The organism is Methylibium sp. (assembly GCF_035762065.1).
Lineage (GTDB): Bacteria > Pseudomonadota > Gammaproteobacteria > Burkholderiales > Burkholderiaceae_C > Methylibium.
This window is the reverse complement of the sequence record NZ_DASTPW010000045.1, coordinates 29518-45623: the sequence shown is the minus strand read 5'-3', so window position 1 is coordinate 45623 and position 16106 is coordinate 29518. Positions and strand designations below refer to the sequence as shown.

Genomic DNA, 16106 nt, shown 5'->3' with positions numbered 1-16106 from the left:
CTCGAAGCTCCGGCCGACCCCGGCCTGCTCCGGACGGCGCATGCCCGGCGCGGCATTCGCCACCGCGGGGCTTCGCCGCATCGCCGGCCGTCGCGACACCTTCCGTGCTCGAAACCTCGGCCCCCGGCGGGCCGGCCATGCGTCAAAGCTCGGTATGGCGCGTCGGCGCGTCGCGATCCGACTTCATTGCTGCGATCACCTCGTCGAGTTCGACCGCAATGCCTTTTTGGAGGTAATCCGCAGGGGCGTCGGGGTCGAGGAGGGCGTGCGGATTGAGCATGAAGGTCAACATCTTGTCGTCACCATGCTTTTCGAGATGCTTCGCGAAGATGCGTCCGTACTCGTCATAGTCATCGGTGTACACCGCCTTCGTCTTGGCGATGCGATCACCCATCACGACGGTGAAGCCCTCGCTGAAAAGTGTCGGCACATCGAAATCGCGCAGATGCGGCAAATGCCGCGCGGCTTCCGAAAGTTCGTCGTGAATCAACATCATCGAGGTTCTCGATTCATACGAATGGAGAAGTTCGTGCAGAAGCGATTCATCGGCTCTAGGTTGCTCGGTGTTCACCCAGAGCTGCCGGCGCAGCAGGTCATACTTGCCGTCCACGTCATGTCCCGTTGGTTTGAATTCCGCTCGTGACGAATAGACGAATTCTTTGATGCTCTTGAAGCCGGCGGGCCCGTCGGGCAGGTATTTGCCCAGGGTCTTCTCGATCTTTTCGGCGTATTTCACCGCGGAGAATGCCAGCGCAGTCTTGCGGATGCTCTTGTCGGAGCCGGCAAGGAAGGCGTGCGCAATGACGTCGGCACCGACCTGCCGGATCATCTCGCTGGATGTCTTGCTGAGCTTCGCAGCTTCAGGATCGAGCAGATGACGCACCACGCCGGCCGCAGCGTTCTGAAACTCACGGGCGATTTGCGGCGGGTGCTTGCCTTCGACGCGAAGCAAGGTGTTGGTCGCTTCAGCGATGCTGGTCAACCGGGGCTGCGCCAGAAGGCTGGTCAGGCCACGCCAGCCCTTTTCGCTGATCCGCTCGCCGCTGGGATCGAAGAAACGGCTGGCGTCGATCACCACCCGATGGTTCGAGCGGTCGAAAAAAATCGCCGACTTGCCAGGATCGCCTTCGACCTGCTTGGCCTGCCGGGCCAGGCTTGCATAGCTCGTCGAGTCCGCATAAATCGTCGACGCGTCGCCACGGGTCAATGCGGCGACCATTGGTTGACGCTTTCGCGGGGGCAAATGGGTCATCAACCGGTCCAGCTTGGATCGGACCGCTCCGAAGACGATGTGGCTCGCTTCCAGTTGCCGCTCGTCGAGGGTCGATGAGGCCTCGACAGCGACCAGCACCTTCGGGCTTCCGACCTTGCCCGATGCCCAGGACGGGGTTGCGAGCAAGGAATCCGAGGGCCCTCCTTGCACCGATCCGCTCGCGCCGTGGTCCGGCACGAAGGCGCCGTTGAGGTCCGGCAAAGCCGCGGCGTCGGCGCCGAAGGGAACCGCCGAACTGCCCATCGCGCGGCTGGCGGAAAGCGAAGCCGTGACGAGGCCGGCCGCGATCGTCAGGCCCTTGAGAGCACGCGGCAATGCGAGACGTCGAGCGTCGCCGTCCGGCGCTTCGTCATGACCGGCCGGCTTCGGCAGGCGGCGCTTCAACGCGGGATGCTCCGACCGTTGGGACCGGGCCGATGGCTTGGGCGCCGGCGGCGGCGAATCGGCCGAGGCGTCCGAAGAGGCCGCCAGACGAGATTGGGAAAGGGGCGAGATCGAACTGGGCATGGCCGAGCCACCGAGAAACGAGCATTGATGGTGACCCGGGGCTCGCTCTTGCCAGCGCCTTGGTGCGAACCCAAGGCCGGCCGGGCGAAGACGGTCGGCGGCTCGCGGACCGTCGAATGCCATGGCCGGGCGGTTGGCACAATTTGCCGGCCATGCGCGCGCCTTGGGCGTCCTGCGCCGCCCTTCTTCACCTCTTCGCTTCAGAGCAAAGCAACCACCTCATGATCCTCATCACCGGCGGCACCGGCTTCATCGGCTCGCACACTGCGGCGGCGCTCGCGGCGGCGGGCCGCGATTTCCTGATCGTCGACAACCTCGGCAACAGCCAGCGCTCGGTGCTCGACCGGCTGGCGCGGATCGTCGGCAAGCCGCCCGCGTTTGTCGAAGGCGACATCCGCGACGCGGCGCTGATGGACCGCGTGTTCGCCGCGCACCGCATCGAGGCCGCCGTCCACTTCGCGGCGCTGAAGGCCGTCGGCGAAAGTGTCGCGAAGCCGCTCGCCTACTACGAGAACAACGTCGCCGGCACGGTCAAGCTGATCGAGGCGATGGAGCGCGCCGGCGTGCGCAAGCTGGTGTTCTCGTCGTCGGCCACCGTCTACGGCGACCCGGAAACCTCGCCGATCCCCGAAGACGCGCCCTGGCATCCCGAGAGCCCCTACGGCTGGAGCAAGGCGATGGTCGAGCAGATGCTGGCCGACCTCTGCACCGCCGACCCCCGCTGGCGCTGCGCGCGGCTGCGCTACTTCAACCCGGTCGGCGCGCACGAGAGCGGCCTGATCGGCGAGGACCCTTCGGGCATCCCGAACAACCTGATGCCCTACGTCGCGCAGGTCGCCGTCGGCATCCGGCCCGAGCTGCAGGTCTTCGGAGGCGACTACCCGACGGTCGACGGCACCGGCATGCGCGACTACATCCACGTGATGGACCTCGCCGAAGGCCACGTCGCCGCGCTCGCGTACCTCGACCGGCTCGAAGACGGCGCGCCCGGCCTGCTGACGGTGAACCTCGGCAGCGGGCGGCCGGTGTCGGTGCTCCAGCTGGTCAAGGCCTTCTCGGACGCGAGCGGCAAGCCGGTGCCCCACCGCATCGTCGGCCGGCGCGCCGGCGACGTGGCGGCCTACTGGGCCGACCCTTCGCTGGCGAGGCAGCTGCTCGGCTGGCAGACGAAGCGCAGCGTCGAGCAGATGTGCGCCGACGCCTGGCGCTGGCAGTCCTACCGCGCGACGCTCGCCGATTGATGGAGCAGCGCGCGCCGTGGTGGGCCTATGCCTGCCTCGCGGCGAGCATGGCGCTGGTCGGCAGCTATGTCGGGCTGTCGAAGCTGCTGGTCGCGGTGCTGCCGGTCTTCCTGCTCGCGTGGCTGCGCTTCGGCATCGCCGCGGTGGCGATGGCGCACTGGCTGAAGCAGGGCGCGCACGAGGCGCCGCTCACGCCGCGCGACCGGCGGCTGCTGTTCCTCGAGTCCTTCTTCGGCAACTTCCTGTTCTCGATCTGCATGCTGTACGGCGTGCGTCACAGCTCGGCGCTGGCGGCCGGCGTGGTGCTCGCGGCGCTGCCGGCGGTGGTGGCGCTGCTGTCGTGGTGGCTGCTGCGCGAGCGGCCCGCACCGCGGGTGCTGGCCGGCGTGGCGTGCGCGGTCGGCGGCATCGCGCTCGCGTCGGCCTCGGTGGCGCGCGAGGCGCAGGGGGCGTCGAGCTCCTGGCTCGGACCGGTGCTGCTGCTCGGTGCGCTGGTGTGCGAGGCGGTCTACGTCGTCATCGGCAAGAAGCTGACCGCGAGCGTGAGCCCGAAGCGCATCAGCGCGATCGTCAACCTCTGGGGCCTCGCGCTGGTGACGCCGCTCGGCGCATGGCAGGCCGCGAGCTTCGAGTTCCAGACGGTCGCGCCTTCGATGTGGCTGCTGCTCGTGTTCTATGCGCTCGCCGCGAGCATCTGGACGGTGTGGCTGTGGATGACGGGGCTGCGGCAGGTGCCGGCCTCGTCGGCCGGCGTCTACACCGTGTGGCTGCCGATCAGCGCGGCGGCGGTCGGCGTCGGCCTGCTCGGCGAGCGGCTCGGCGCGGTGCAGGCGGCCGCCTTCGCTCTGGCGCTGCTGGGCGTGGTGCTCGCGACCGGCGTGCGGCGCCGCTAGCCGCGGGCCGCGCCGGCGCAGTCAGGGCCGCGGACGCCGCAGCACCCAGGCCACGACCAGCGGCACCACCACCGCTGCCGCGACGAAAGCCGCCGGCAACACCGGCAGCATCCGCCCCGCGATCGGCAGCTCGCGCGCGAGCAGCAGGCGCGGGCCCCAGACGATCAACGGCGACGACAGCGCCAGGCAGGCCAGCACCGTCAGCGGATAGCTGAACAGCGCCGCACCCCAACGCCCGCGCAGCCGCCGCCAGCCGAGCGCGAAGCACAGCGTCTGCACCGCCAGCGCGATCGCCAGCGGCGGCACGAACAGCAGCAGCAGCACCGGCACGAGCGCCGCGAAAGGCAAGGCCGGCACGAAGGGCGACGGGATCAGCGAGCCCATCGCGCAGCGCCTTCAGGCTTCGACGCAGGCGCCGAGCCGCGCCTCGGTCGCGAGCTGCGCGACGCGCGCCGGCCGCTCGCCCTTCAGGCGATGGTCCGACCACAGCTGCCGCCAGCGCCGCGCGCCCGGCGTGCCGTTCCACAGCCCCAGCATGTGGCGCGCGATGTGCGACCACGGCACGCCGCGCACGCCCTCGCGTTCCATGTAGCGAAGCATCGCGGCCTCGACGGCCTCGCGCTCCACGGCACCGGCCGCGTCGCCGAAGAAGCGCGCGTCCCAGCCCGCCATCGACCACGGCGCGTGGTAGGCCTCGCGGCCGACCATCACGCCGTCGACCTGCGCGAGCTGAAGCGCGATCTCGGCCTCCGCGCGCAAGCCGCCGTTGACGACGATGGTCAGCGCCGGGAAGTCGGCCTTCAACCGGTGCGCGTGGCCGTAGCGCAGCGGCGGGATCTCGCGGTTCTCCTTCGGGCTCAGGCCCTGCAGCCAGGCGCTGCGCGCATGCACGACGAACACCTCGCAGCCCGCCTCGGCCACGGTGCCGACGAAGTCGCGCACGAAGCCGTAGTCGTCGTTCGTGTCGATGCCGATGCGGTGCTTCACCGTCACCGGGATGCCGACCGCGTCGCGCATCGCCTTCACGCCGCGGGCCACCAGCTGCGGCTCGGCCATCAGGCAGGCACCGAAGGCGCCGCGTTGCACCCGCTCGCTCGGGCAGCCGCAGTTCAGGTTGACCTCGTCGTAGCCCCAGTCCGCGGCCAGCTTCGCGCACGCGGCCAGGTCCTCCGGCTCGCTGCCGCCGAGCTGCAGCGCGAGCGGGTGCTCGGCGGCGTCGAAGTCGAGATGGCGCGATCGATCGCCGTGGATCAACGCGCCGGTCGTGACCATCTCGGTGTAGAGCCGCGTGCGGCGCGTGATGAGGCGGTGGAAGAACCGACAGTGCCGGTCAGTCCAATCCATCATCGGGGCGACGCTCAGGCGCCAGGGGGTTCGGTGGGGATCGGCTTGCACGGGGTGTCCTGCTGGTGCAGCGCACCGGATGGCTCGGCTCGATAAGGCCGTGGCGATGGTAAACACGCGCTCTTTTTCCGGCGTCTCTTCCCCGCGCCCTGCCCTCCCCCGCGCCCTGCCCTCGACGATGAACACGACCGACGCCCGGACAGCTGGCGTTCCGCCGCGCGCTGCCGGCTACCCCTCGCTGGGCACCGCCGGCGTCGTGATCGGCGTGCTGTTCGCCGTCACGCTGATGGCGCAGCTCGACCGGCAACTGCCCGCCTTGCTCGTGCGGCCGCTGCGCGCCGAGTTCGGGCTGTCCGACACGGCCTTCAGCCTGCTGCAGGGCTACGCCTTCGCGTTGTCGTTCACCCTTGCAGGCCTGCCGCTCGGCCGCTGGGTGGATCGCAGCAGCCGCAAGCTGCTGATCCTCGCCGGCCTGCTGTTCTGGAGCGCCGCGACCGCGCTGTTCGCCTTCGGCCGCAGCTACGAGGAGCTGCTGCTCGCGCGCGTGGGAGTGGGCATCGGCGAGGCGGTGCTGGCGCCGGCCGCCTATTCGCTGATCGCCGACCTCGTGCCTTCGTACCAGCGCGGCCGGGCGCTGGCGATCTACGGCGTGTCGCTGGCGATCGGCTCCGGGGCCTCGCTGCTGCTGGGTGGCTGGCTGCTCGCGGCGATTCCGGCCGAGGGCCTGCACGTCGCCGGCTTCGGCGACCTCGCCGCGTGGCGCGTCGCCTTCCTCGCCGCCGCGGCGCCGGGGTTGCCGCTGGCCCTGCTGCTGATGCTGGCGGTGCGCGAACCCGCGCGGCAGCACGACACCGCGGTGGTCGCGCCGGCCGACGCCTCGTCGCTCGCGGACTTCTTCGCGCACCTGCGCCGGCACCCCGGCTGCTTCGCAAGGCTGCTCGCGTTTCCCTCGGTGCTGTCCTACCTCGGCTATGCGGCGCTCGGCTGGGCGCCGGCGCTGTTCGAGCGCAGCCACGGCATCGCGCCGTCGCGCTCGGGCGTCGTGCTGGGCGTGCTGGTCGCGTTGGCCGGCGCGGCCGGCATGCTGTGCGGCGGCGCGTGGAGCGACCGCTGGCTGGCCGGCGCGCGGCCGGCCGCGCGGCTGCGCGTCGCGCTGCTGGGCATGGCCGTCGCGTCGGCGCCTGCGCTGCTGTGGCCGGTGTTGCCGTCGGCGGCGCTCGGCTTCGGCTTGATCGCGGTGATGGTGTTCGGCATCTCGCTGGCGCAGTCCGCGGTGCCGACGTCGATCCAGGCCGTGTTCCCGAACCGTCTGCGCGGCCAGGCTTTCGCCTGCTACCTGCTGATGTCGGGGCTGCTCGGCATCGGGCTCGGGCCGACGGCCGTCGCGCTGCTGGCCGACCGCGTCCTGCCGCGCGAAGCCGGGCTCGGCATGGCGATTGCAATGGCCGCGGCCCCGGCCGTGCTGCTGGGCCTGTGGATGCTCGCCAGCGGCCTGCGGCCCTACGCGCGCTGCGATGCCGAGCTGAATCCGACGGCTCCCGCTCGCCCCGGCAGCGCGGGCTGAAGCCGCACCGAACGCGCCTTCACCAACCGCCGGTTGTAGTCCCCGAGCGCCCGACATGCCGCTGCCGCCACCCGCCAAGCCCGCGATCCCCTGGCTGCCGCTGCTGGCCGCGGCCACGGCCGTGCTGGCTTTGCAATGGCTGCTGTTGCGCAACGCCGCGGTGCCGGCCGCGGTGCTGGCGATCGTCGCCGGCGACCTCGCCATCGGCGCGCTGCTGGTGGTGCTGGCGCGGCGGCTGTCCTCGCGCCAGGGCCGCGCCGAGCGAGCCGAGCAGAGGCTCAAACTCGCGCAGGACGAAACCGGCGTCGGCCTCTTCGAGCTGAACTACCAGGCCGAGACCGCGTATGCGTCGCCGGCGCTGTGCCAGATCCTCGGCCAGCCGCCCATGGACGACGGCTCGATGCCGCTGGCGGATTGGCTGGCCCTGCTGGACGCCGGCCACGTCGAAGACAGCCGGCGCACCCTGGAGCAGAAGGTCGCCGCCGGCGAGCTGCGCTACGAGCGCGAGCTGCGCGTCGAGCTGCCCGACGGCTCGCTGCGCTGGCTGCTGTCGCGCATCAGGCTCGACCTGGACGAGCACGGCCGGCTCGAAGCCGCGCGCGGCGCGACGCTCGACATCACCGCGCGCAAGCAACTCGTCACCGAGCTGCAGGCGGCGCAGGCGCAGCTGCGGCAGCAGCTCGACGACCTCAACCGCCTGCACTCGCTGAGCAGCCGCGTGCTCGCGATGCCCGAGCTCGACGGCGCGCTGGCGGTCATCGTCGATGCGGCCTGCTCGTTCCACGGCGCGAGCCGCGGCGCGCTGTGGCTGGACGAGGCCGACGGCCGCTCGCGCATCGCCGCGCACCGCGGGCTCGACGCGCAGGAGCTGCAGCGACTGCGCGCGCTCGGCGACGCCGGCGAGGCCGCGCTGGAGCCGCTGGCGCGCTCGCTCGGCTGGCCGGCGCCGCAGCCGGTGCCGCTCGTCGCGCGCGAACGCACGCAGCGGCTCGGCGTGCTGGTGGTGCTCGACGCGCCGGCCGGGCCCGACGAGCGCGCGCGCCGCCTCGCCGACCTGTGCGCGGTGCAGGCCGCCGCGCTGATCGAGCGCGACCGCGCGCTCTCGCTCGCGCGCGACACCCAGCGGCGCTTCGAGGTCGCGCTGCAATCGTCGGCGGTGGCCTTCACCATCCTCGCGCCGGTGCGCGACGCCGACGGCCGCTTGATCGACTTCGCCTGGACCTACGCCAATCCGCAGGCGGCTGCGTTGATCGCGCGGCCGGTCGAAGAGCTGGTCGGCCGGCGCGTGCGCGAGGTGCTGCCGCATGCCTGGGACGAACCCGGCTTCTTCGAGCGCTACGTGCGGGTGAGCGAGCAAGGCGTGCCCACCGAGTTCGAGACGCGCTCGAGCAAGCCGGGCTCGCCGCGCTGGCTGCATGTGATCGTCTCGCCGCTCGGTGATTCGCTGGTCGTCTGGTTCGCCGACGTCACCCAGCGCCGCCAGGAGCGCGAGGCGCTGCAGGACGCCGACCGCCGCAAGGACCACTTCCTCGCGACGCTCGCGCACGAGCTGCGCAACCCGCTCGCGCCGATCCGCCATGCGGTCGCCCTGCTGCGCCATCCGGCCGCGAGCGAGGCGCAGCGCGACAGCTCGCTCGCGGTGATCGAACGGCAGCAGCGGCACATGGCACTGCTGCTCGACGACCTGCTCGACGTGTCGCGCGTGAGCCGCGGCACGCTGCCGCTGCGGCGCGTGCGCACCGGCTTGCAGGGCATCGTCGACACCGCGGTCGAGACCGCGCGCCCGCTCTTGGATGCGCGCGGGCATGCGCTGGCGCTGGAGCTGCCAGGCGCGCCGGTGCTGATCGATGCCGACCCGCTGCGGCTTGCGCAGGTGCTGGGCAACCTGCTCGTCAACGCGGCCAAGTACACCCCGCCGGGCGGGCATGTGAAGCTGGCCGCGCGCGTGGAAGCCGGCGAGCTGCGGATCGACGTGAGCGACGACGGCCAGGGCCTGAGCCCCGACGACTGCGAGCGCGTCTTCGGCATGTTCACGCAGCTGCCGGCGAACGAAGGCGGCCCGCAGGGCGGGCTCGGCATCGGCCTCGCGCTGGCGCGCAACCTGATGCAGCTGCACGGCGGCCGGCTCGAAGCGCACAGCGAAGGGCTCGGGCGCGGCAGCACCTTCACCGCCTGTCTGCCGCTGCCGGCGCGGCAGGCCGCCACCGTCGCCGAGGCGCCGCCCGTACTGGCGGCCATCCCCGCGGCCTGCTCGGCGTGCCGCGTGCTCGTCGCCGACGACAACCGCGACGCCGCCGACAGCCTGGCGCTGCTGCTGAGCATTGACGGCCACGAGGTGCAGGTCGCCTACGAAGGCCAGGAGGCGCTGCGCCGCTATGCGGACTTCCGGCCTCAGATCGCGCTGCTCGACCTCGACATGCCGGGCCGCAGCGGCGCCGAAGTCGCCCGCGAGATCCGCCGGCAGCAGGCTGCCGAGCCGGTGATGCTGGTGGCGATCACGGGGTACGGACAGGCGGGCGATCGCAGCTCGGCGATCGATGCGGGCTTCGACCACCACCTGACGAAGCCGGTGGAGCTGGCGCGGTTGCAGGCCTTGATGCGGCAGGCCGCGCCGGTGACCGCAAAGACGGACGCCGCCAAGCTTTCTTGATGGGGCGCCGCGCGGCGAAGCGCAACCCGTCGCCTGGAATGCACGCTGAAGGGGCCGCCGGTCAGCGTTGCCTTCATCAGCCCGCTTCAGACCCCGTGAGCGGCGACCTCGGACGTTCGCCCCAAGCACCTCCAGCCGGACCCCGGGACCGTAGGTCACTTCATGCTCTACGCAGGGAGATTTAAAGATGATTCGTTGAAGAACAGGCGGACAATGCAAGCGCGGACGGGCACCTTGGAGGTGCCGTCTGTGGACCGCCGCAGGATTGCGAGTTACGCGACGCGGCGACAGACCTGAGACGAGCCTGGGCAACCTTCGGGAGAAGGGCGCCCCATGGTTCACCGATGAATGGTGCAGGTACTGGCTTCGATGGACGATGAACGCACACAGCGGCTCGCCGCCGCGCTGCTCCGCGACAGCTCCGCAGGCGTCGATGTAGTGGCCGATGCCGTCGTGCAGACCTGGACTCGAATCGACCATGCGCTTGCGCCGATCATCGGCGCGGCAGGCGTGGCCGCGATGTACCGCCGCAGCCTTCACGTGTGTGCGCTCAGCCATCCCGCGCTGCGCCACGCTCTCGGCCCGGTGCAGCGCCGTCTCGAGATCGAGCCGCTGCGCGCGGTGCTGCAGGCCGAAGACGCCACCACGGCCGCCGCGCAGCTCGGCGCCGAGCTTTTGCTGACCTTCGACGAGCTCCTGTCCCGCATGGTGGGGCCCTCGCTGACCGAACGCCTGTTGCGCCAGGCCTGGAACGATCTTTTGGACGATGCGCCCGACGAGGACCCCATTCCATGACGAACCTGACCATCAACCGCCTGCGCACCGGCGTGAAGGGCCTCGACGAAGTTCTCGGCGGCGGACTGCCGGAGATGTCGTTCAACCTCATCGCAGGCGAGCCGGGCTGCGGGAAGACGACGCTCGCGCATCAGATGATGTTCGCGATGGTCGGCCCCGGGCGCTCGGCGATCTACTTCACCGTGCTCGGCGAGCCGCCGCTGAAGATGCTGCGCTACCAGCAGCAGTTCAGCTTCTTCGACGAGGAGGCGGTGAACCGGTCGGTCCGCTTCGTCAGTCTTGCAAGAGAGGCGCTGGCCGGCGATCTGCAGAAGGTACTGGCGCGCATCGTTGAAGAGGTGACGACGCATTCGCCGGCGTTCGTGTTCGTTGACTCCTTCCGCTCGGTGATCCTCTCGAGTGACCGCGCGGGCGACGCGACTGGCAACCATCTGCAGCAGTTCGTCCAGGAACTGGGCGTGCAGATGGCGAGCTGGCAAGCCACCACCTTTCTGATCGGCGAGTACCACCTCGATGACGAGGCCAACCCGGTGTCTACCGTGGCCGACGGCATCGTCTGGCTGCGTCAGAGCGTCAAGCGCAACTCGATGGTGCGCAAGATCGAGGTGATGAAGATGCGAGGGCAGCACACGCTCCCGGGGCTGCACACCTTCCGCATGAGCGGCGACGGCGTGGAGGTCTTCCCGCCGGCCCGTCCGCCAATGGCGGCTGCTGCCGGGTTCGCAGCGCCAGCCGAGTTGCACCGCCTATCGGTCGGCGTGCCGGTCCTCGACGAGATGCTCGGTGGCGGCCTTCCGGACGGCTATTCGCTGCTCGTGGCCGGGCCGTCGGGGTCGGGCAAAAGCATCCTCGCCGCAGCCTTTCTTGCTGAAGGCGCCCGTCACGGCGAAACCGGCGTGCTCGCAAGCTTCGAGCGCGGCCCCGCGCGGCCACGCGTGCCGGTGCTGGCCGAGCTCATCCGCAAGGGCTCGGTCGGCGTGGTGCAGCACCAGGCGCTCGACCTTTCGATCGACGAGGTGCTGCTGCTGCTGTTGCGCGAGTCGCGCCGCATCGGCGCGAAGCGGGTGGTGATCGACTCGCTGTCAGGCTTCGAGCTGTCGGTCGCACCGACGTTCAGGGAGGACTTTCGCGAGTCCCTGTCGCGCATGGTGGCCGCACTCACCACCGAGGGCCTGACCGTGCTGATGACCTCGGAGCTGGAGGACCGCTACAACGACCTGCGCTTCAGCCCCTACGGCACCGCGTTTCTGACGGACGCCATCATCGTTCAGCGCTACATCGAGATCGCCGGCCGGTTGCGGCGCCTGCTCGCGGTGGTGAAGGTGCGTGGCAGCGCGCATTCCGACCAGTTGCGGCTGTACGCCATCGACGCGGCGGGACTGCACGTCGGCGACCCTCTCGACGATTTTGTCGGCCTGCTCGGCGGGCGACCGAGTCCGGCGGCGCTACGGCAGCTGCCTCTTGCGCAGTCGTCGCCCTGATCGGCGTCAGCAGTTCTGGGAACCGGCGATGAACGAGTCCCCTGACGCCGACGACGCGCACAACCGGGCGCTACAGCGCGAGATCGCCGAAGCGCGGTCCACCCTCAAGGCGCTGAACGCCGACATCGTCGACGCCGAGGTGCGGCTTCACGGCGCTCAGTCCGACCCACTGTTGCAGGCGAATGAGCAGCTCGTGCTGGCGATGCTGAAAGCGCAGGGCGAGGCGGACACGGTCGCGGTCGCTTTCGAGGCGGCCAGCCACAGCGCCTGCCACGATGCGCTCACCGGTCTGCCCAACCGCTCGCTGTTCGACGACCGCTTCGCCCAGGCGACGGCCCACGCACGGCGTCACCAGCTGCGCATGGCGCTGCTGTTCATCGATCTGAACGACTTCAAGTCGATCAACGACCGGCTCGGTCACTCGGCGGGCGACGCGCTGCTGGTCGAGATCGCCGCCCGGCTGCTGCAGTGCGTGCGGGGTGCGGACACCGTCTGTCGCTTCGGCGGCGACGAGTTCGTCGTGCTCGTGCCCGAGGTTTCCAGCGTCGTCGACGCCGGTTTCATCTCCGAGAAGCTGCTCGCGGCTGTGGCCCAGCCGCTGGCCATGCGCGGCGAGGCGCTGGCCGTCACCGCGAGTGTCGGGATCGCGCTCTACCCGGAAGACGCCCGGGATGAAGAAGCCCTTCTGGACTGCGCCGACGCGGCGATGTACGGCGCCAAGGCGCGGGGCGGCGGCTACTGTTTCTACGCTGCGTCCAAGGCAGAAGCAGCGATGGCGCCCCAACGCCGGCGCAGCACGGCGGAACACGCGCTCGATGAACAGCGTCGGATGAACGAGCTGCTGCGCGGGGCCAACGAGCAGCTGGTGATGGCCGCGCTCGGTGCTGCAGAGTTGCAGGAGACCGCCGAACGCGCCTTGGCCCGCCACCAGACCTATCTGGCGCTGCTGGGGCACGAGATCCGCAACCCGCTGTCGCCGCTGCGCTACGTTGCTGCCCTGCTCGAGGGTGGTCCGCATCCGCAGACGCTGCTGATGCGCCTGAGGCAGACCATCGAGCGGCAAGTCCACCAGATCGCGCGCCTGGTTGACGACATGCTCGCGCTGTCATCCACGCAGCGGGCGCAGCTCGACGTCGCCCGTCACCCGGCCGACTTCGTCGACCTCTTGCAGCAGGCCATTGACACCTGCCGGGCTGCGACCGAAGCGCGCAGGCAAACCCTCGAGTTCAGCACCGATGCCCCGTCGCAACTCGCCCGGGTCGATCCGCTGCGCATGGTGCAGGTGATCACCAACCTGATCGACAACGCCTCGAAGTACACGCCGCCAGAGGGACGGATCACAGTCACCTTGACCGGCAGCGAGGCGGAGGTATGCATTCGGGTTGCGGACAACGGCATCGGCATCTCCTTCTCCGACACGCAAACCTTGTTCGAACCTTTCCTGCGAGCGCCGGAGGCTCTGGCGAGCGGCTCGGCCGGGCTGGGCATCGGGCTGACGGTTGTGCGCGAGCTGGTCGTCGCCCATCAAGGCTCGATCGAGGTCCGCAGTGCGGGGATCGGCCAGGGGTCCGAGTTCATCGTGCGACTGCCGCGCTGACGCTCGCGTGCGGGTCGACCGAGTCGCTTTTCCTGCTTGGCTTAAGCCCCCTCCATCCTCTCCACCCCCCTCCTCATCACCCCCCTCAACCAAACCAACCCCGGATCCTGCGTCCTGTACTTGTGCCACTGCACCGCCTGCTCCATCGCGGGCACCTGCATCGGCGTGGGGATCAGCTTGATCGGCAGCGAGGCCTGCGCCACCTGCGCGAGCCGCTTGTGCATCGTCGCGATGCGGTCGGTGCCGACGACGAGCGCGGGCACCGAGCTGAAGGTGTGGGTCGCGACTTCGATGCGGCGCGCGACGCCGAAGCGCTGCAGGAACCAGGTCTCGAAGCTGAGCTGCGACATGTTTCCCGGCTGCATCACCACGTGGCCGGCTTCGCAGTAGCGCTCGAAGCTCAGCGTGCGCTGCGCGTGCGTGCTGCCGTTCCACACCACGCAGACGAAATCCTCGCGCCAGAGTGATTCGGTCGGGTGGTCGGGCGAGCAGTAGGCCTGCGGGATCACCAGGAGATCCGCCTCGCCGCGCTCGAGCACGCGCTGCGGGTTCTCCACCTGCGGCGAAAGCCGCAGCCGCACGCCCTTGGCTTCGGCGGCCGCCAGCGCGACGAGGTGCGGGCACAGCATCGTCAGCGTGTAGTCGGAGACGAGGATGCGGAACTCGCGGTCGGCCTCGGCGGGCACGAACTCGGGCTGCGCGGCGATGGTGGTGTCCACGCGCACGAGCACGTCGCGCACCGCCTCGCGCAGCACTTCGGCGCGGGGCGTGAGCTCCATGCGCCGGCCCACCTGCACGAGCAGCTCGTCGCCGAAGTAGTCGCGCAGGCGCGCCAGCGCATTGCTGGTGGCCGACTGGCTGATGTGCAGCCGCTCGGCGGCGCGGCTGATGCTGGCCTCGTTGAGCATCGCGTCGAGCGCGACGAGCAGGTTGAGATCGAGCTTGTTGAAACGCATCGGCGGGGGCCCTGGCGCGGGTTAACCCGCGATGTATTTCGGCGGTCCATACATCGCATGGAGCGAAACCATTTTCCTTGGGGGTGTCGCGTTCCTAACCTCTTGCAAACCCGAGCAAGAGCAAGAACGAGGAGACAAGCGATGCAGAACAAGCCCAGCCGGCCGCGCCGGCACCCGTCCCTTTGCCGCGGCGCGCTGGCGACCGCGGCGATGGCCGTGGTGGCCTGCCCGGCGCAGGCCTTCGAGATCGACACCGGCGTGGAAGACCTGCGCCTGCGGCTCGACAACACAGTGCGCTACACCGCCGCCGCGCGGGTGAAGTCGCGCTCGGCGGCGCTGGCGAGCACGGTGCCGGGCGCGGCGCCGGGCAGCTTCGTCGGCACCAACAACATCAACCAGGACGACGGCGACAACAACTTCGACCGCGGCATCGTCTCCAACCGCTTCGACCTGCTGAGCGAGCTCGACGTCTCCTGGCGCGGCTTCGGCGCGCGCCTGAGCGGCGCGGCCTGGTACGACACCGTCTACAACCGGCGCAACGACAACACCACCGCGACCGTCAACCACTTCCCGGCCGGCGAATTTCCCGCCGAGACCGAAGAGGTGATGGGCCGCAAGGCCGAGCTGCTCGACGCCTTCGTGTTCGGCAAGGTCGACGTCGGCGTGCCCGTCACGCTGCGCCTGGGCAAGCACACGCTGCTGTGGGGCGAAAGCCTGTTCTTCGGCGCCAACGGCATCGCCGGCGGCATGGCGCCGATCGACATCGTTAAGGCCACCTCGGTGCCGAACTCGCAGTTCAAGGAGATCGGCCGCCCGACCGGCAAGCTGTCGGGCCAGGTGCAGATCACGCCCGACATCGCCGTCGGCGCCTACGTCGGCTACGAATGGGAGAAGAGCCGCCTGCCGCCCAGCGGCGCCTACCTGAACGCCATCGACCCGGGCGGCCCGGGCGGCGAGACGCTGCGCGCCGGGCCGAACACGGTCAACCGCGTCGGCGACCTCGACGCGCGCGACAGCGGCCAGCGCGGCGTGCAGCTGCGCCTTCGCTCCGAAGCGATCGACACCGACTTCGGCCTGTACGCGATCAACTTCCACGCCTTCACGCCGAGCAACCTCAACTTCAGCGGCCCGCCGCCGGTGGCCGGCAGCACCTACCGCTTCCTCTACGGCGAGGACATCCACGCCTACGGCGTGAGCGCCGCGAAGACGGTGGGCGAATGGAGCCTCGCGGCCGAGGCCTCGGTGCGGCAGAACATGCCGCTCGCCAGCTCGTCGCAGGTGACGCCGGGCTTCGCGCTCGACAACCGCGACAACCCCGGCTACGCCGTCGGCGAGACCGCGCACTACCAGTTCTCCTGGCTCGCGAGCCTGGGGCCGAGCTTCATCGCGAAGGAGGCCAGCTTCGTCGGCGAAGTGGCGGGCAACCGCCGCATCAAGTTCACGAAGAACCAGCGCATGGCGAACCCGAACGCCTCGCGCTCGGCGACCTCGGCGCGCATGGTCTACACGCCGACCTACCGGCAGGTGCTCGACGGGCTCGATCTCTCGCCGAGCGTCGGCGGCGGCTTCACCTGGGGCAAGTCCTCGGCGCTCGGCAGCGGCTTCGGGGTCGACCAGGGCGGCGACGTGAGCATCGGCCTCGGCGCCGTCTACCTCGGCAGCTGGTTCGCCAACCTCAACTACGTGCACTACATCGGCCCCGAGGGCGGCACCAACGACAACGCCGGCAACGCTCAATACAAGCAGGCGCTGAAGGACCGCAACTTCATCTCGCTGTCGCTGCGCACCACGTTCTGAAGCACAAG

General features: G+C 70.2%; 12 protein-coding genes. 8 read left to right on the top strand and 4 right to left on the bottom strand.

The window, feature by feature from the left end; genetic code table 11:
- Positions 1-142 precede the first annotated feature (142 nt).
- On the bottom strand, positions 143-1657 hold the full coding sequence (locus VFR90_RS13160; protein ID WP_326406598.1) for a hypothetical protein: 1515 nt from the start codon (positions 1655-1657) through the stop codon (positions 143-145).
- Positions 1658-2001: 344 nt separating this feature from the next.
- On the opposite strand from VFR90_RS13160, the gene galE reads away from it, so the two are divergent.
- Both galE and VFR90_RS13150 read left to right on the top strand, forming a co-directional pair.
- The gene (galE, locus tag VFR90_RS13155; protein WP_326406597.1) at positions 2002-3021 is read left to right on the top strand and encodes a UDP-glucose 4-epimerase GalE; all 1020 of its coding nucleotides are present in this window, start codon (positions 2002-2004) and stop codon (positions 3019-3021) included.
- Positions 3021-3914, top strand: coding sequence for a DMT family transporter (locus VFR90_RS13150; protein WP_326406596.1), 894 nt, complete (start codon positions 3021-3023; stop codon positions 3912-3914). The genes galE and VFR90_RS13150 overlap by 1 nt, the downstream gene beginning before the upstream one ends.
- 21 nt (positions 3915-3935) lie before the next feature.
- On the opposite strand, the gene VFR90_RS13145 is transcribed toward VFR90_RS13150, so the two are convergent.
- Positions 3936-4298, bottom strand: a complete 363-nt coding sequence (locus VFR90_RS13145; RefSeq protein WP_326406595.1) for a hypothetical protein — start codon at positions 4296-4298, stop codon at positions 3936-3938.
- A gap of 12 nt (positions 4299-4310) precedes the next feature.
- Positions 4311-5261: a tRNA dihydrouridine(20/20a) synthase DusA gene (gene dusA, locus VFR90_RS13140; protein WP_326406594.1), complete on the bottom strand. Its 951-nt coding sequence runs from the start codon at positions 5259-5261 to the stop codon at positions 4311-4313.
- 175 nt (positions 5262-5436) lie between these two features.
- On the opposite strand from dusA, the gene VFR90_RS13135 reads away from it, so the two are divergent.
- From VFR90_RS13135 to VFR90_RS13115, 5 genes are all read left to right on the top strand, one after another.
- Positions 5437-6822, top strand: a complete 1386-nt coding sequence (locus tag VFR90_RS13135; RefSeq protein WP_326406593.1) for an MFS transporter — start codon at positions 5437-5439, stop codon at positions 6820-6822.
- 55 nt (positions 6823-6877) lie between these two features.
- Complete coding sequence (locus VFR90_RS13130) at positions 6878-9472, top strand: hybrid sensor histidine kinase/response regulator (RefSeq protein WP_326406592.1); 2595 nt, start codon at positions 6878-6880, stop codon at positions 9470-9472.
- A gap of 369 nt (positions 9473-9841) precedes the next feature.
- On the top strand, positions 9842-10267 hold the full coding sequence (locus VFR90_RS13125; protein WP_326406591.1) for a hypothetical protein: 426 nt from the start codon (positions 9842-9844) through the stop codon (positions 10265-10267).
- Positions 10264-11748, top strand: coding sequence for an ATPase domain-containing protein (locus VFR90_RS13120; RefSeq protein WP_326406590.1), 1485 nt, complete (start codon positions 10264-10266; stop codon positions 11746-11748). The genes VFR90_RS13125 and VFR90_RS13120 overlap by 4 nt, the downstream gene beginning before the upstream one ends.
- A gap of 28 nt (positions 11749-11776) precedes the next feature.
- Complete coding sequence (locus VFR90_RS13115) at positions 11777-13345, top strand: diguanylate cyclase domain-containing protein (protein WP_326406589.1); 1569 nt, start codon at positions 11777-11779, stop codon at positions 13343-13345.
- A gap of 41 nt (positions 13346-13386) precedes the next feature.
- On the opposite strand, the gene VFR90_RS13110 is transcribed toward VFR90_RS13115, so the two are convergent.
- Positions 13387-14301, bottom strand: coding sequence for a LysR family transcriptional regulator (locus VFR90_RS13110; RefSeq protein WP_326406588.1), 915 nt, complete (start codon positions 14299-14301; stop codon positions 13387-13389).
- 141 nt (positions 14302-14442) lie between these two features.
- On the opposite strand from VFR90_RS13110, the gene VFR90_RS13105 reads away from it, so the two are divergent.
- A complete protein-coding gene (locus VFR90_RS13105) occupies positions 14443-16098 on the top strand; it encodes a DUF1302 domain-containing protein (RefSeq protein WP_326406587.1) in 1656 nt (551 codons plus the stop codon).
- Positions 16099-16106: the final 8 nt, after the last annotated feature.

Bases quoted from the DNA above. Each gene is read 5' to 3' on its own strand.
- galE (WP_326406597.1), top strand. From the start codon at position 2,002: ATGATCCTCATCACCGGCGGCACCGGCTTCATCGGCTCGCACACTGCG.
- VFR90_RS13150 (WP_326406596.1), top strand. From the start codon at position 3,021: ATGGAGCAGCGCGCGCCGTGGTGGGCCTATGCCTGCCTCGCGGCGAGC.
- VFR90_RS13145 (WP_326406595.1), bottom strand. From the start codon at position 4,298: ATGGGCTCGCTGATCCCGTCGCCCTTCGTGCCGGCCTTGCCTTTCGCG.
- dusA (WP_326406594.1), bottom strand. From the start codon at position 5,261: ATGATGGATTGGACTGACCGGCACTGTCGGTTCTTCCACCGCCTCATC.
- VFR90_RS13135 (WP_326406593.1), top strand. From the start codon at position 5,437: ATGAACACGACCGACGCCCGGACAGCTGGCGTTCCGCCGCGCGCTGCC.
- VFR90_RS13130 (WP_326406592.1), top strand. From the start codon at position 6,878: ATGCCGCTGCCGCCACCCGCCAAGCCCGCGATCCCCTGGCTGCCGCTG.
- VFR90_RS13125 (WP_326406591.1), top strand. From the start codon at position 9,842: ATGGACGATGAACGCACACAGCGGCTCGCCGCCGCGCTGCTCCGCGAC.
- VFR90_RS13120 (WP_326406590.1), top strand. From the start codon at position 10,264: ATGACGAACCTGACCATCAACCGCCTGCGCACCGGCGTGAAGGGCCTC.
- VFR90_RS13115 (WP_326406589.1), top strand. From the start codon at position 11,777: ATGAACGAGTCCCCTGACGCCGACGACGCGCACAACCGGGCGCTACAG.
- VFR90_RS13110 (WP_326406588.1), bottom strand. From the start codon at position 14,301: ATGCGTTTCAACAAGCTCGATCTCAACCTGCTCGTCGCGCTCGACGCG.
- VFR90_RS13105 (WP_326406587.1), top strand. From the start codon at position 14,443: ATGCAGAACAAGCCCAGCCGGCCGCGCCGGCACCCGTCCCTTTGCCGC.